This is a genomic window from Promicromonospora sp. CA-289599, from assembly GCF_050936155.1.
Classification (GTDB): domain Bacteria; phylum Actinomycetota; class Actinomycetes; order Actinomycetales; family Cellulomonadaceae; genus Promicromonospora.
The window spans coordinates 4,754,689-4,768,022 of record NZ_JBNJNI010000001.1 but is presented as its reverse complement, the minus strand read 5'-3'; the positions used below and the strand labels follow the sequence as shown (position 1 = coordinate 4,768,022).

The following is a 13,334-nucleotide window of genomic DNA, read 5'->3' as shown; positions in this document are numbered from 1 at the left end:
GCCCGCCACCCTGCGGCGGTCGAGCCTGTCGAGGCCTCGGTGGGTCCCGACAGGCTCGACCAGCAGGGCGCGAGCCGGGCCTGCGGCGGTCAGCTGCGGTCGAGCAGGGTCTGGACCTGGGTCTGCGCGTCGGCGAGCAGGGCGTCGATGTCCGCGTTCTCGTCGGTCAGCACCGCCTGGACCACCGGGTCGAGCGTCGCGTACACGTCCTGGGTCGCGACGGCGGGCTCGGGGATGACCGGCTGGTCGAACATCTGCTCCGTCATCGGTGCGAAGTTCTCCAGCGGGACGTTGACGAGGTCCTTGATCCAGCCCTGCTGCTCCTCGTACGCCGCCCGGTCGAAGATCGGCAGGGCGGGGGCGCCGACGGGCTGGTCGGTCTCGGCGGCGACCTCGGCCTCGGCCACGGCCGCGTCCTGGTCTGTCAGCTTGGAGACGTAGTAGAAGTCGATCCACTTCACGGCGGCCGCCTGCTCGACCTCGGACGCCGCGGAGCTCACCGCGGCGAGCGTGCCGCCGCCGAGCGTGCCGGCGTCGTCGCCCTCCAGGGGCAGCACGGTGACGCCGTACTCGTCGGGGTTCATCTGGTTCTGCGTGAACAGGTTGGGGTAGTTCGCACCGCCCGAGATGTACATGCCGATCTTCCCGGCGGCGAAGTCCTGGTTGATGGTGCCCCAGTCGTACAGGAAGCTGGAGCCCATCGAGTCGTCCTCCCAGCGCATCTCCTGCAGCATCTCGAGCGCCTGGACCGTGGCGTCGTTGTCGACGGTGGCGGTCGTCTCCTCGCCCTCACCCTCGACGATGCGGCCGCCGAGCGCGTACGTCTCGGTGGTGAGGATCCAGCCGCCCGTGTTGCTCTGCGTCATGTGGGCGTAGCCCGCCTGACCGGTCTTGTCCGCGATGGCCTTGGCGGCGTCGCGCACCTCGTCCCACGTCGCCGGCGGGTTGTCCGGGTCGAGCCCGGCCTCCTCGAAGAGCGCCCGGTTGTAGTGCAGGCCCTGGTTGTAGGCGGCGATCGGGACGGCCCACATGCCACCCTCGGCATCCTGGCCCGCCGCCGCGATGGTGGGGTTGAACTGGTCCGCATAGGGCAGCTCGGCCACCAGCTCGCTGACGTCGGCGATCTGCCCGCGCTCGATGAGCGCCCGGCCGTCGGTGAACGGGATCGGGAAGACGTCGGGCAGCGTGCCGCCCGCGAGCTCGGCGGCGAACGTCGTGCCGGACCAGGTGAACTCCTTCGTCTCCACCTGGATGTCCGGGTTGGCCTCCTCGAACTGCGCGATGCGCTCGTCGAAGGCGTCGATCGCCTCCTGCTCGAGACCGGCGTCGATGGAGACCTCGATGGTCACGGGGCCCGTGGGCTCCGCGGCCGGCTCGTCGGACGAGCCGCAGGCCGTGAGGGTTCCCGCGACGGACAGAACACCCACCAGGGCGAACGCCGCGCGCTTCTGTGCTGACTTCATTGTCACTCCTTGGTCGTGTGCCGCTGGGGCGGCCTCTCTGGGGGAAAGCCGATCTGGGGAAGCCGAGTAGGGATGAGGGGGATCAGGACGGCAGGTCGAGCCAGACGGCGGTGTCCGGTCCGATCTCGCCGTCGGCGGGGCCGCTCGCCAGGAGCACCGTGGCCCCGGCGGGCAGGGGGACGGGAGCCGTCCCGAGATTGACGACGCACGCGAAGCGGGCGCCGCGGGTGAAGGCGACGACGTCGTCGCCCTGGCTGTCGACATCGAGGTCGAGGTCGCGGCCGAGCCACGTGAGCTCTTCGGCGTGCAGCGCCGGGAGGTCGCGCCGCAGGTGCAGCGCGCGGCGGTAGAGGCTCAGCATCGAGTCGGGGTCGCCGGCCTGCGCCTCCACGGAACGGTCGCTCCAGCCGGCGGGCTGGGGCAGCCAGGGCGCCGCGCCGCCGTCGGGCCCGAACCCGAGGCTCGAGCCGGCCCGGGTCCACGGGATGGGGACACGGCAGCCGTCCCGGCCGGGGTCGACGCCGTCGGACCGGAAGTGCATGGGGTCCTGGATGAGCTCCTTCGGGACCTCTGCCTCGGGCAGGCCGAGCTCGTCGCCCTGGTAGACGTACAGGGCGCCGGGCAGTGCCGCGACCAGCAGCGCGGCGGCTCGCGCCCGGCGCGTACCGAGGTCCAGGTCGGACGGCGTGCCGAACCGCTTGGCCGCGAAGTCGAAGGACGAGTCCTCCCGGCCGTACCGGGTGACGGGTCGCGTGACGTCGTGGTTCGAAAGCACCCAGGTGGCCGGTGCCCCGACCGGGGCGTGCGCCTCCAGCGTCATCCGGATCGACTCACGCAGCTCCTTCGCGTCCCAGGGGCGGGCCATGAAGTCGAAGTTGAACGCGGTGTGCATCTCGTCGGGGCGCAGGTACTGGGCGAACCGCTCGTGGTCCGCGAGCCACACCTCGCCCACGAGGACGCGCGGCTCGGCGTACGAGTCGGCGACGCGCCGCCAGCCGCGGTAGATGTCGTGGATCTCGTCGCGGTCCAGGTGAGGGTGCTCCCCCGGGCCCGGCGTCTCCGGGACCTCCGGCAGTCCGGGGTCCTTGACGATGAGCGCCGCCGAGTCGATCCGGATCCCGGCCGCACCCCGGTCGAACCAGAACCGCAGGACGTCCTCGTGCTCCTGCCGGACCTCGGGGTGGTTCCAGTTCACGTCCGGCTGCTCGGGGGTGAACAGGTGCAGATACCACTGGCCGGGCGTGCCGTCGGGGTTGGTCGTGCGGGTCCAGGTCTGGCCCTGGAAGCTCGAGACCCACCCGGTCGGGATCTGCGCCCCGTCGGCACCCCCGCCGTCGTGGAACCAGAACCGCTCGCGCTCCGGCGAACCAGGGCCCGCCGCGAGCGCCGCCCGGAACCACTCGTGCTCGGCCGAGATGTGGTTGGGGACCACGTCGACGATGGTCCGGATACCCAGCTCGCGGGCCTCGGCGATGAGCGCCTCGGCGTCGTCCAGGGTGCCGAACGCCGGGTCGATCCGGCGGTAGTCCCGCACGTCGTAGCCGCCGTCCGCCAGGGGCGAGGCGTACCAGGGCGTGTACCAGATGGCGTCCACGCCCAGGTCCCGCAGGTACCCCAGCCGCGAGCGGACGCCGGCGAGGTCACCGGTCCCGTCGCCGTTCCCGTCCGCGAAGCTGCGGGGATAGATCTGGTAGATCACCGCGCTGCGCCACCACTCGGGCCCGGCGGGTTGCGGGTCTGCTGCAGGCTCGGACGTCGTCGTCATGCAGTGAACCGTAAGTCACATGACAACGAGTGCGCAAGAACTCGACAGGTCCCTTATCGATTTGTGACAACCTTCGCGGCAGCGGTCGACGCGCGGACCACGAGCTCCGGCTCGAAGAGCAGCTCGTCGCGCGGCACGTCGCTGCCGTCGATGAGCGCGGCGAGCAGGTCGACGGCGGCCCGTCCCATCGGCTCGATCGGCTGGCGGACGGTGGTCAGCGCCGGGTCGGTCGAGTTCATCAGCGCCGAGTCGTCGAACCCGACGACCGAGACGTCCGCCGGGCACGACAGCCCGACGCGGCGTACCGCCCGGATCGCACCGAGGGCGAGCGGGTCGCTGGCGCAGACGATCGCGGTGGCGCCGCGCTCGATGAGCCGGTTGGCCGCTGCCTGACCGCTCTCCAGCGAGTACTGCGAGTGCACCACCAGACCGTCGTCCAGGTCCAGGTCGTTCCGCTTCGCGAACCGGCGGGCGGCGGCGAGCTTGCGCTCCGACGGGACGTGGTCGGCCGGGCCCAGCAGCAGGCCGATCCGCTGGTGCCCGAGCGACGCGACGTGGCCCATCGCCTGCTCGATCGCCACGAGGTCGTCGGTCGCGACCCGCGGGAAGCCGAGGTCCTCGATCGACGCGTTCATGAGCACGACGGGCAGCCCGAGGTCCTCCAGCCGCCGGTAGTGGGAGTGGTCCGCCTCGCGCTCGGCGTAGAAGCCGCCCGCGAAGATCACGCCGGAGACCTGCTGCTGGAGCAGCAGATCGATGTACTCGGCCTCGGTGACGCCGCCGGCCGTGCGGGTGCAGAGCACCGGCGTGTACCCCTGCTGGGCCAGTGCGCCGCCGATCACCTCCGCGAACGCGGGAAAGATCGGGTTCACGAGCTCGGGGAGGACCAGGCCGACGAGCTTGCCGCGGCTGCCCCGCAGCTTGGTGGGCCGCTCGTAGCCCAGCACGTCCAGCGCCGTCAGCACGGCGTCCCGGGTGCCCTGGGACACTCCTGGCTTTCCGTTGAGCACACGACTGACCGTCGCCTCGCTCACGCCGACCTTCTTCGCCACATCCGCTAACCGTCTCGACATGACGTCGATCCTAGTCACGGATAACGCAAACCGCTTGCAGGGATTGCATGGTCCTGCAAGCGGCTTGCGTATCCCGGCGTCGGACGCCGGCGGCGGATCAGGAGGCTACGGCGACCTGCCGCAGCTCGATGGCGAGCTGCTCGTCCACCCGTCCACGCAGGTGGGTCCCCGCGGCGACGTGCTCGGTCAGATCGATGTCGCCGTGCTCGTGCACGCGGTGCACCAGGTCGCCCCGCTCGTACGGGACCACCAGGTCGATGGCGACGCCCGGGCGCGGCAGCTCGGCCGCGACGCGGGCGCGCAGCTCGGCGATGCCCTCGCCGGAGTGCGCGGAGACGACGGCGGTGTGCCGCTCGCGCCGCTGGATCCGGCCGACGACCGTCGGGTCGGCGATGTCGGCCTTGTTCAGCACGACGATCTCGTGCACCTTGTCGAAAGCCGGGATCTCCGAGAGCACCTCGCGCACAGCCGCGATCTGCCCCTCGGGGTCCGGGTGGGACGCGTCGACCACGTGCAGCAGGATGTCGGCATCGCCGACCTCCTCCAGCGTGGACCGGAACGCCTCGACGAGCTGGGTCGGCAGCCGCCGCACGAACCCGACGGTGTCGGTCAGCGTGTAGACGCGGCCGTCCTCGGTCTTGGTGCGGCGCACGGTCGGGTCCAGGGTCGCGAACAGCGCGTTCTCGACGAGCACGCCCGCACCGGTCAGCGCGTTCAGCAGCGAGGACTTGCCGGCGTTCGTGTAGCCGGCGATCGCGACCGCGGGGATCGCGTTGCGCTTACGGCTCAGCCGCTTGGTCTCGCGGGCCGGCTTCATCGCGACGATCTCACGCCGCAGCTTGGACATCCGGTCACGGATGCGCCGCCGGTCCAGCTCGATCTTGGTCTCACCGGGACCACGCGAGCCCATGCCTGCGCCCGCGCCACCCACCTGGCCACCGGCCTGGCGGGACATCGAGTCACCCCAGCCGCGCAGACGCGGCAGCAGGTACTCGAGCTGGGCGAGCTCGACCTGAGCCTTGCCCTCACGGGACTTCGCGTGCTGCGCGAAGATGTCCAGGATCAGGGCGGTGCGGTCGACGACCTTGACCTTCACCACGTCCTCCAGCGAACGACGCTGGGACGGGGCGAGCTCGCCGTCGACGATCACGGTGTCGGCTCCTGTCGCCATGACGACCTCTGCGAGCTCCAGAGCCTTGCCGGAACCAAGGTACGTGCCCGGGTCGGGCTTCTGCCTGCGCTGGAGCATGCCGTCCAGCACCTGGGAGCCGGCCGTCTCGGCCAGTGCGGCGAGCTCGCGGAGCGAGATCTCGGCGTCGCGGGCCGCGTGCTCGCCACCCGTGAAGAGGCCGACGAGCACTACCTTCTCCAGGCGCAGCTGCCGGTACTCGACCTCGGTGACGTCCTCGAGCTCGGTCGACAGGCCGGCCACGCGGCGCAGCGCTGTGCGCTCCTCGAGCTCCAGCTGGTCGCCGTCGGCCACGGTGTGCACCGTGTCGCCGTCGGCACGTGCGGTCCCCGCCCGAGCGAGAACCCGTGCCACGACATCGTTCGCGATCGCCTGGGCATCAGGCTGGACCTCGCGGAGTTCGGGCGTCTCCTCTGCGGGGAGCTCGGGCTCTGTCGGGGTGTGGGTCATGTACTACCTAACTCTCGATTGTTCTTCCGTCTGTACAACAAGGATCCCACGGTCGAAAGTCCCGCGGCTATGTCTTTCCCGACCGGGCAACCGGGAGCCTGCCGTCAGAAGTCCAGCCGCATCACCCGGCGCCGCTTCGTCGGCCGGCTAACCTCCGTCAGGCCCGCTGCCGTGAACGGTCCCGGCGTACCGACGTTGACCTCGCCCCACGAGATCTGCTGCCCCGGGTCGGGCACTATCGGGTAGCCCTCGACGGCCTCGGCGCCCCGCTCCCGCGCATGCTCGACGGCGGACGCCGCCAGCTCGTACATCAGGCCCTGCTTGCGCATCCCGGTGCGGACGGCGAAGCAGGTGATCGCCCAGACACCGTCGTCGTCCTTGTCCTCGTGCCGGCCCGCCCACGGGACCTGGCTGCCGCGGTACCGGACGAACTCGGTGCGGGGCGCGACAGCCACCCAGCCGGCGGGCTCGCCGTCGACGTACGCGACCAGGGCGCCCGACGTCGGCGCGTCCGGGCCCGCGTCGAGCTGCTCGCGCAGGTGGTGGCCGCGTTCCTCGACGGACAGGTACCACCAGGCCCGGTCGCCGAGCCGGATGCGCTGGCACTGGCAGTGGTGGGCGCCGCCCCGCAGACCGAACACGGTCTGCACGTCGTCCCACCGGTCCGGGGTGGCCGGCACGATCTCCATGCGGGAAGGCTGGCACCGACCACCGTGGGCGGCAAGCGCCTAGGATTGCGCGGTGTCCACCGACCACTACTTCACCGCGCAGCCCGCCTCGGACGACGAGCGTCGTACCCGGACCATCCACCTCGCCGGTCGTGAGCTGGAGGTCGAGGTGGCGCCGGGGGTCTTCTCGCCCGGTGGGGTCGACAAGGGCACGGCGGTGCTGCTCGACGCGGTTCCGGCGCCTCCGCCGTCGGGCAACCTGCTCGACCTGGGGTGCGGCTGGGGGCCCATCACGATCTCCCTCGCACTGGAGGCGCCGCACGCCACGGTCTGGGCCGTCGATGTCAACGAGCGGGCCCTCGACCTGGTGCGACGCAACGCGGAGCGGCTCGGCCTGACGAACGTCCGCGCGGCGCTGCCCGACGACGTGCCGGAGGACATCACGTTCGACACGTGCTGGTCCAACCCGCCGATCCGCGTGGGCAAGCAGGCGTTGCACGACCTGCTGACGCGGTGGCTGCCCCGGCTCGCGGACGGCGCCGAGGCGTGGCTGGTGGTGCAGAAGAACCTGGGGTCCGACTCGCTCGCGCGCTGGATCACCGACACGCTCGACCTGCAGGTCGAGCGGGAGGCGTCGTCCAAGGGGTTCCGCGTCCTGCGGGTCGCGGCCTAACCTGTCAGCCCCTCCCGCAGTTGTCAGACCCGTGAATCACCCGAGTGACCTGTACGTCTGACACGTGCGCCGGGGTCTGACAGGTGGAGCAAGCTATCGAGCGATGTGCCCCGAGTAGACCAGCTCGGCGGGGCCCGCGAGCTCGACGTTGCCGCTCGGCAGGACGCGCACCCGCACCTCGCCGCCCGGCACCTCGACGATCCACGTGTCAGGGGCGCCGGCGCCGGACGACCCCGCCTGCCAGGTGCGCACCGCGAGCGCCGCGGCGCACGCGCCGGTGCCGCACGACGGCGTCTCGCCGACCCCGCGCTCGTGCACCCGCATGCGGAGGCGTCCGACGACGCCGTCGGGCCCCTCCTCCTCGCCGAGCGGTACCACCAGCTCGACGTTGGTGCCGTGCGGGGGCAGGGGTGCGACCTCAGGGGCGTGGAGGAGCTCGAGCGAGTCGAGCTCGTCGAGGCTCGCGAGGGCGACGACGGTGTGCGGGTTGCCGAGGTCGACGCTCAGGGCGGGGCGGGGTGCGGTCCAGCCGTGGACCGCGACCGCCGCGTCGTACCCCTCGGCCGCGGCGGACTCGCCGCCGGGCAGGAACCAGGGGCCCATGTCGACGGCGTACCAGCCGCCGGGCTCCTTGGTGACGCGCTTGACGCCCCCGCGGGTGCCGAGGCTGAGCGGCCCGGTGGACAGGTCGGCGAGCCCCTCCTGCTCGGCGAACGCCGCGAAGACGCGCACGCCGTTACCGCACATCTCCGCGACGGAGCCGTCCGCGTTGCGGTAGTCCATGAACCACTCGGCGGTGGGATCCTGCGCCAGGACCTCCTGGGCCGCCTCCTCACCGGCGCGGGCCAGCGCGGCGGTCGGGGCGAGCCGGATCACGCCGTCGCCGCCGATGCCGGAACGGCGGTCGGCCAGCCTGCGCACGTCGGCGGGCCCGAGGTCCAGCGTGCCCTCGGGGTCCGCGATCAGCACGAAGTCGTTCCGCGTGCCGTGCCCCTTGGTGAAGGCGAGGGTGCCGGGCGTCGGGGCGGAGGGCACAGGGCTGGTCGCGGGCTGCGTCATGAGCCCAGGCTACGGCGCACGGGTTCGGATCCGGCAACCGGCAGGGTCCCGTCGTCGGCGTCTGCGACGATCGCGAGCGCCTCGTCGAGCAGGTGGGGCGAGGCGGCGTCGAGCCAGTGGACGCGCGGGTCGCGGCCGAACCAGCCCATCTGCTTGCGGGCGAGCCGGCGGGTGTTCGCGGTGATCGCCTCCCTGGCCTCCGCCTCGGTGAGCTCGCCGCGCCACCAGGCGAGCACCTCGGCGTACCCGACGGCGCGCGCGGCGGTCACGCCCAGACCGGTTCCGGTGCCACCCTGCTCGGGGCTCGCCAGGGCGCGCACCTCGTCCACGAGACCCGTGTCCCACATGCGGTCCACACGCGACGCGACCCGTGCGTCCAGCACCTCCCGGGAGCAGTCGAGCCCGATCTGCACGGCGGGCCGTACGTACTCCTGACGGGGCAGGTTGGCCGTGTACGGGCGGCCGGTGATCTCGATGACCTCCAGCGCGCGCACTATGCGGCGGGTGTTGTGCGGGTCGATGTTCTCTGCCGCCCGTGGGTCGAGGCCCGCGAGCTCGGCGTGCAGGGCGCGGCGGCCCTCGGCCTCGGCGCGTGCCTCGAGCCGCGCCCGGACCTCGGGGTCGGTGCCCGGGAAGTCCATCGCGTCGAGCAGTGCCCGTACGTACAGCCCGGATCCGCCGACGACGACGGCGCGCGCACCTCGCCCGGCGATCGCGTCCAGGTCGGCGCGTCCCGACTCCTGGTAGCGGGCCACGGAGGAGTCCTCGGCGGGGTCCAGGACGTCGAGCTGGTGGTGCGCGACGCCGCGCCGCTCGCTCGGCGGCACCTTGGCGGTCCCGACGTCCATGCCGCGGTAGAGCTGGTAGGCGTCGGCGTTGACGATCTCGGCGGCGCCCAGCGCCTGGGCCAGGTCGAGCGCGAGGTCCGACTTTCCGGTGGCGGTGGGACCCACGACGGCGACGACTATCACGCGGCAACCTTACGGGCCGACGCAGACACCGTCCCTCGGACCAGCCCTCGGACCAGCCCTCAGGCCAGCGTGGTCACGCGATAGGCAGACGGCAGGTGGCCGTGCGACTGCCCGAACACCTGGACCTCGGCGTGCCAGGCATCGGCTCCGGCCGCACGCAGCGCCCCCCGGATGCCGTCGGCGAGTGCCCCGGGACCGTCGTCCAGCCCGCCGGGCACTCCCCCGCCAGCTACGACCAGACCGGTCGCGCCGCGCAGCAGGTCGGCGATGCCGCCGTCGAGCGACGAGCCGTCGTCCGGCACCTCCAGCGTCTCGACGTCGGTGGTCCGGTCGCCCAGCACGTCCGCGAGCGCCAGCAGCGCGACGGACGCGCCGGTGCCCGCGGGGGCGCCGTCCGCCCAGGGCCCGGCAGCCGAGGCCCCGGGCAACCAGCGGTCACCGATCCCGGCTCCCGCGAGCGACGGGCGCATGCGTCCGTGCCGGAACACAGGTCCGTGGGCAAGGACCAATGGCAGCCGGCCGCCTGTGACGAGCTTCGCGAGGGCGGCCCGGACCGCGCCCCGTACCGCCATGAGGGGGTCCGCCCTCAGACCGGGGGCGAGCCCCGGGACGAGCAACGGGGTCGCAGGCAGGATCACGGCTCGCACGATCCACGAAACTACACGGCTCGGGCCGATCCGGGCCCGCACAAGAACATCGCGCAGGAGCAGCTGGACGATTCCACCCCATTTCCTACGTGTCCGACGCAGCGAGCGGAGGGGTCGGGCGGGTACTGTGGGCTGGTGAGGTTCTTCGGGTCACGACGCCGTAACACGGCGGGCGAAGGCGATCGTGCGGCTACCGGCCGGCAACAGCCCGAGCCCAGGGAACTCGACGACGACGAGCTCCGCGCCCAGGTCGAAGGGGTGCTGCTTCGGGAGCTGACGGGCGGTCTCGACGATCCCTCCTCGATTCCTGAGCCCTTGACGCGCGATCGCGTGGTCGAGTGGCTGGGTGAGAACGGGTTCAGCTACTTCGTGGACTCGGAGGGCGACGTCGGCGGGCTGTGGCACGGCTGGCTCTTCTACTTCCTGATGGTCGGCGAGAGCTCCGAGGTGCTCCAGGTGCGCGGGCAGTGGCACCGGGACCTGACCATCGAGCGGCTCGAGGAGATCCTCGAGCTCTGCAACGAGTGGAACGCCGAGCGCATCTGGCCCAAGACGTACGTGCGGGTCCGGGACAACGGGGCCGTGCTCGTCTACACCGAGGTCACCGTCGACCTGGAGCACGGCGTCACCGAGGACCAGCTGGACCAGCTCCTGCAGTGCGGGCTGACCACCGGCTCCATGTTCTTCGAGCATCTCGACGAGACGTTCCCCGATCCGCTGAGGTCCGCACCATGAGCCCGCCCATGGGCGGGGGCGGACGCGGCGCCGGCCGCTGGCTCGCACGGCTGCTGAACCCGCGTCCGCCGGCCGCGCGGCGGTCCTCCGGCACGCAGCTGCGGACCATCACCAACACGCAGGTCGAGAAGCCTCGGCCGCTGAGCACGCAGCGTGTGGGCGACGACCTCTCGCGACGCGGCTACCGGTTCCGCATCGACGACGACGGCGACGTCACGGGCACCTGGGACGGCAACCGGTTCTGGTTCCTGCTGCTGGGCGAGCACGACGAGATCCTGCAGGTGCGCGGCCGCTGGGCGGGCACGCTGCCCGCCGGCGCACGCCTTGCCGTGCTCCAGGCCGCGAACGACTGGAACCGCGAGCGCATCTGGCCGAAGGTCTACACGCGTGAGGAGAGCTCGGGGCTCGCCCTGTACGCCGAGGTGTCGGTGGACTTCGAGCACGGCGCGACCGAGGAGCAGCTCGCCCAGACCGTGTCGTGCGGCCTGGTCACGGCCAGCCAGTTCTTCTCGACGGTGGCCTCGCTGGCCCCGCCGTCGGAGGCTCCACCCTCGGACGAAAAGCCGTCGTCGGACGAGGGCTGACGCGCGAGCGGTGCCATGGGTAGTTCTACCCAGTACCTTTGTTCGCCCTGCCGTTCCTGGTCAGCTACCGTCTGCACCAGTTGACAGCCGGACGAGCGGTAGGGAGTACCGATGGGTGAGATGTGGGGTGCTGACCTAGCACAGCTGCGCGCCCTCGCAAGAGAGTTCGACGTGGCGGCGCAGTCGCTGGACAACACCGTCAGCGAGGTCACCTCTGTGTTGTCCTCCGTCGACTGGCTGGGACCCGGCGGTGACCAGTTCCGCGCAGAGTGGGACGGGCACCACGCGCCGTCCCTCCGCCTGGCCTCGGACAACCTCGCCGGCGCCAAGGTCACGGTCGAGCGCAATGCGGACATGCAGGAGGAGACCAGCAACGACTACGGCGGCGGCGCCGGCACGCCTCCCGGTGGTGAATCCCAGTCCCCGCCTCGCACGTTCCAAGGCGAGGAAAGCAACTGGCTCAACGATCTCATCGGGGATGCCAGCTGGGGATGGACCGTTGCGGGCGTGACCCAGTTCGGCCTCGACCTCGCGACGCGGGGGGCATACGGCGTCTGGGGCCTGGCCGACTCAGTCCCGGGCGGCCTTGGCAAGTTCGTCGGCGGCGCCGGTACCGCCCTCGCGTGGGGTTCTGTCGCGTTCGGCGCGTTCCAGATGGGTCAGGGCTTCGCTGAGGGTGACTACTGGAAGGCGGGCGACGGCGCCATCACCGCCGGATTCGGCGTGGCCGGGGTGCTCGCGGGCGCTGCGCTGCTCTCCAACCCTGTCGGCTGGACCATCCTGGGCCTCGGTGCCGCCTGGGCGATCGCCGATATCTTCATCGATGGGAACGTCACCGAGGCCATCTGGAACGGCGCCAACAAGGCCACGGACTGGGCGCTCGAAAAGGGTGGCGAGGTGCTCGACGGAGCGGCCGACCTGGCGGGCGATGCCGTCGACGCGGTGAGCGACGCGGCAGGCGACGTCCTCGATGCGGGTGGCGCCCTCATCGACGGGGCAAAGGACCTCTTCTCGTGGTGACGCGCGGCGCAATCACGAGCACCTATCCTGACCTGGAAGAATTGCGGCCGTCCGGCCCGACGAGGAGGAACCGATGACTGAGCAGGACACCACCGGGGGCCCTGGCCGCCGCGCGGACCAGACGATCGAGCTGACCGGCTTCGAGCTCCTCAGCCTGCTGTCGCTGGGTGAGGGCGCTTCAGCCCAGCGGACGCGCGAGTCGCTGCGTCTGCCGGAGGTTCCTGACGGCTCGCCGCTCGTCGGTGCGGGACTCAGCTCTCTGCTGGTGCGCAAGCTGGCATCCGTCGACGACGCCGGAGTACTGACCCCCCAGGGCAAGGTCCTCGCGCTGACCGCGGTACTGAACCGCGCCACGGAGTGGATCGAGGCGGCCGGCGTGTCCGGTGAGACGAACCACGTTGCGCTCCTGGTCAAGTCGCCCGAGGGCGCCGCCCTGATCGAGCCCAAGCCGTACGGCATCTGGCAGGCCCTTCCGCTGCCCGCCGGCGAGCGGCTCATCGACGCAGCCTCCCGGTACGTCCGTGCCACCTACAAGGACATCAAGACCCTGCCGTTCGCGGGGAGCATCAAGGTCATTGCCGAGTCCGGGGACCGCGCCGCGGCAGTCCGGATCGGCGAGGACAAGTCGTGGGCGTTCTCCAGTGGCCCGGTGGACCGCCTTTCCCCGCCGAGCCCGGTCGAGGCGGACCCCTCGTTCCGCGTCCTGGCCGAGGCCCTTGCATGAGCCGTTCGCTCTCCAGGGACCGGTGGTCGGATCAGGGCGATCCCGCTCTGGCACGTCGCCTTGCCCGGATGTGGGTCATCTTCGCCATCTTGTCGTGGGGCATCGCGGGGCTCACCTCGGTCGCCTGGTGGGTCGCCCAGGTGGGGGACTACCAGAACAACTTCCGCGGGTTCAACGCGGACGACGCCTTTCCATGGATCTTCGTCATCCTGTGCGTCGTAGCCGGCGTGTCGTGCCTGCCGATCGCACGCACGCAGCGTGCCAGGGCCCGCCACCTGGCGGAGGGCTCGTAGGGGCCCCCGAGGCGCCTTGT

Annotated in this window: 14 protein-coding genes; 6 read left to right on the top strand and 8 right to left on the bottom strand. The window is 71.6% G+C overall.

Going from position 1 to position 13,334, the window contains the following annotated elements:
• Positions 1-89: 89 nt before the first annotated feature.
• The 5 genes from ACQEVI_RS21235 to ACQEVI_RS21215 form a co-directional block, all read right to left on the bottom strand.
• Positions 90-1,463, bottom strand: coding sequence for an ABC transporter substrate-binding protein (locus ACQEVI_RS21235; protein WP_432902434.1), 1,374 nt, complete (start codon positions 1,461-1,463; stop codon positions 90-92).
• Positions 1,464-1,545: 82 nt separating this feature from the next.
• Positions 1,546-3,228, bottom strand: a complete 1,683-nt coding sequence (locus ACQEVI_RS21230; RefSeq protein ID WP_432902433.1) for a glycoside hydrolase family 13 protein — start codon at positions 3,226-3,228, stop codon at positions 1,546-1,548.
• A 53-nt stretch (positions 3,229-3,281) separates the two neighbouring features.
• On the bottom strand, positions 3,282-4,301 hold the full coding sequence (locus ACQEVI_RS21225; protein WP_432902432.1) for a LacI family DNA-binding transcriptional regulator: 1,020 nt from the start codon (positions 4,299-4,301) through the stop codon (positions 3,282-3,284).
• Positions 4,302-4,398: 97 nt separating this feature from the next.
• Complete coding sequence (gene hflX / locus ACQEVI_RS21220; protein WP_432902430.1) at positions 4,399-5,940, bottom strand: GTPase HflX; 1,542 nt, start codon at positions 5,938-5,940, stop codon at positions 4,399-4,401.
• 104 nt (positions 5,941-6,044) lie between these two features.
• A complete protein-coding gene (locus ACQEVI_RS21215; protein ID WP_432902428.1) occupies positions 6,045-6,629 on the bottom strand; it encodes a GNAT family N-acetyltransferase in 585 nt (194 codons plus the stop codon).
• Positions 6,630-6,681: 52 nt separating this feature from the next.
• Between ACQEVI_RS21215 and ACQEVI_RS21210 the strand changes: the two genes are divergently transcribed.
• Positions 6,682-7,281, top strand: coding sequence for a class I SAM-dependent methyltransferase (locus ACQEVI_RS21210; RefSeq protein WP_432902426.1), 600 nt, complete (start codon positions 6,682-6,684; stop codon positions 7,279-7,281).
• A gap of 93 nt (positions 7,282-7,374) precedes the next feature.
• Here the strand turns inward: ACQEVI_RS21210 and dapF are convergent, their stop codons facing one another.
• Genes dapF through ACQEVI_RS21195 form a run of 3 tightly spaced genes read right to left on the bottom strand, consistent with a single transcriptional unit; the run spans position 7,375 to position 9,949 of the window.
• Positions 7,375-8,340 (bottom strand): diaminopimelate epimerase, encoded by a 966-nt coding sequence (gene dapF / locus ACQEVI_RS21205; protein WP_432902424.1) that lies wholly within the window; start codon positions 8,338-8,340, stop codon positions 7,375-7,377.
• Complete coding sequence (gene miaA / locus ACQEVI_RS21200) at positions 8,337-9,311, bottom strand: tRNA (adenosine(37)-N6)-dimethylallyltransferase MiaA (RefSeq protein WP_432902422.1); 975 nt, start codon at positions 9,309-9,311, stop codon at positions 8,337-8,339. The genes dapF and miaA overlap by 4 nt, the downstream gene beginning before the upstream one ends.
• A 59-nt stretch (positions 9,312-9,370) precedes the next feature.
• Positions 9,371-9,949 (bottom strand): hypothetical protein, encoded by a 579-nt coding sequence (locus tag ACQEVI_RS21195; protein ID WP_432902420.1) that lies wholly within the window; start codon positions 9,947-9,949, stop codon positions 9,371-9,373.
• A 144-nt stretch (positions 9,950-10,093) separates the two neighbouring features.
• Between ACQEVI_RS21195 and ACQEVI_RS21190 the strand changes: the two genes are divergently transcribed.
• The 5 genes from ACQEVI_RS21190 (at position 10,094) to ACQEVI_RS21170 (ending at position 13,314) form a co-directional block, all read left to right on the top strand.
• Entirely contained in the window at positions 10,094-10,693 is a 600-nt protein-coding gene (locus ACQEVI_RS21190) for a YbjN domain-containing protein (protein ID WP_432902418.1), read from the top strand.
• Complete coding sequence (locus ACQEVI_RS21185) at positions 10,690-11,277, top strand: YbjN domain-containing protein (protein ID WP_432902416.1); 588 nt, start codon at positions 10,690-10,692, stop codon at positions 11,275-11,277. Before ACQEVI_RS21190 ends, ACQEVI_RS21185 begins: the two co-directional genes overlap by 4 nt.
• Positions 11,278-11,388: 111 nt before the next feature.
• Positions 11,389-12,297, top strand: coding sequence for a WXG100 family type VII secretion target (locus ACQEVI_RS21180; RefSeq protein ID WP_432902415.1), 909 nt, complete (start codon positions 11,389-11,391; stop codon positions 12,295-12,297).
• 73 nt (positions 12,298-12,370) lie between these two features.
• Complete coding sequence (locus ACQEVI_RS21175) at positions 12,371-13,021, top strand: hypothetical protein (RefSeq protein WP_432902413.1); 651 nt, start codon at positions 12,371-12,373, stop codon at positions 13,019-13,021.
• The gene (locus ACQEVI_RS21170; RefSeq protein ID WP_432902411.1) at positions 13,018-13,314 is read left to right on the top strand and encodes a hypothetical protein; all 297 of its coding nucleotides are present in this window, start codon (positions 13,018-13,020) and stop codon (positions 13,312-13,314) included. Before ACQEVI_RS21175 ends, ACQEVI_RS21170 begins: the two co-directional genes overlap by 4 nt.
• Positions 13,315-13,334: the final 20 nt, after the last annotated feature.

Bases quoted from the DNA above. Each gene is read 5' to 3' on its own strand.
- dapF (WP_432902424.1), bottom strand. From the start codon at position 8,340: ATGACGCAGCCCGCGACCAGCCCTGTGCCCTCCGCCCCGACGCCCGGC.
- ACQEVI_RS21235 (WP_432902434.1), bottom strand. From the start codon at position 1,463: ATGAAGTCAGCACAGAAGCGCGCGGCGTTCGCCCTGGTGGGTGTTCTG.
- ACQEVI_RS21215 (WP_432902428.1), bottom strand. From the start codon at position 6,629: ATGGAGATCGTGCCGGCCACCCCGGACCGGTGGGACGACGTGCAGACC.
- ACQEVI_RS21230 (WP_432902433.1), bottom strand. From the start codon at position 3,228: ATGACGACGACGTCCGAGCCTGCAGCAGACCCGCAACCCGCCGGGCCC.
- ACQEVI_RS21175 (WP_432902413.1), top strand. From the start codon at position 12,371: ATGACTGAGCAGGACACCACCGGGGGCCCTGGCCGCCGCGCGGACCAG.
- ACQEVI_RS21180 (WP_432902415.1), top strand. From the start codon at position 11,389: ATGGGTGAGATGTGGGGTGCTGACCTAGCACAGCTGCGCGCCCTCGCA.
- ACQEVI_RS21225 (WP_432902432.1), bottom strand. From the start codon at position 4,301: ATGTCGAGACGGTTAGCGGATGTGGCGAAGAAGGTCGGCGTGAGCGAG.
- ACQEVI_RS21170 (WP_432902411.1), top strand. From the start codon at position 13,018: ATGAGCCGTTCGCTCTCCAGGGACCGGTGGTCGGATCAGGGCGATCCC.
- ACQEVI_RS21185 (WP_432902416.1), top strand. From the start codon at position 10,690: ATGAGCCCGCCCATGGGCGGGGGCGGACGCGGCGCCGGCCGCTGGCTC.
- hflX (WP_432902430.1), bottom strand. From the start codon at position 5,940: ATGACCCACACCCCGACAGAGCCCGAGCTCCCCGCAGAGGAGACGCCC.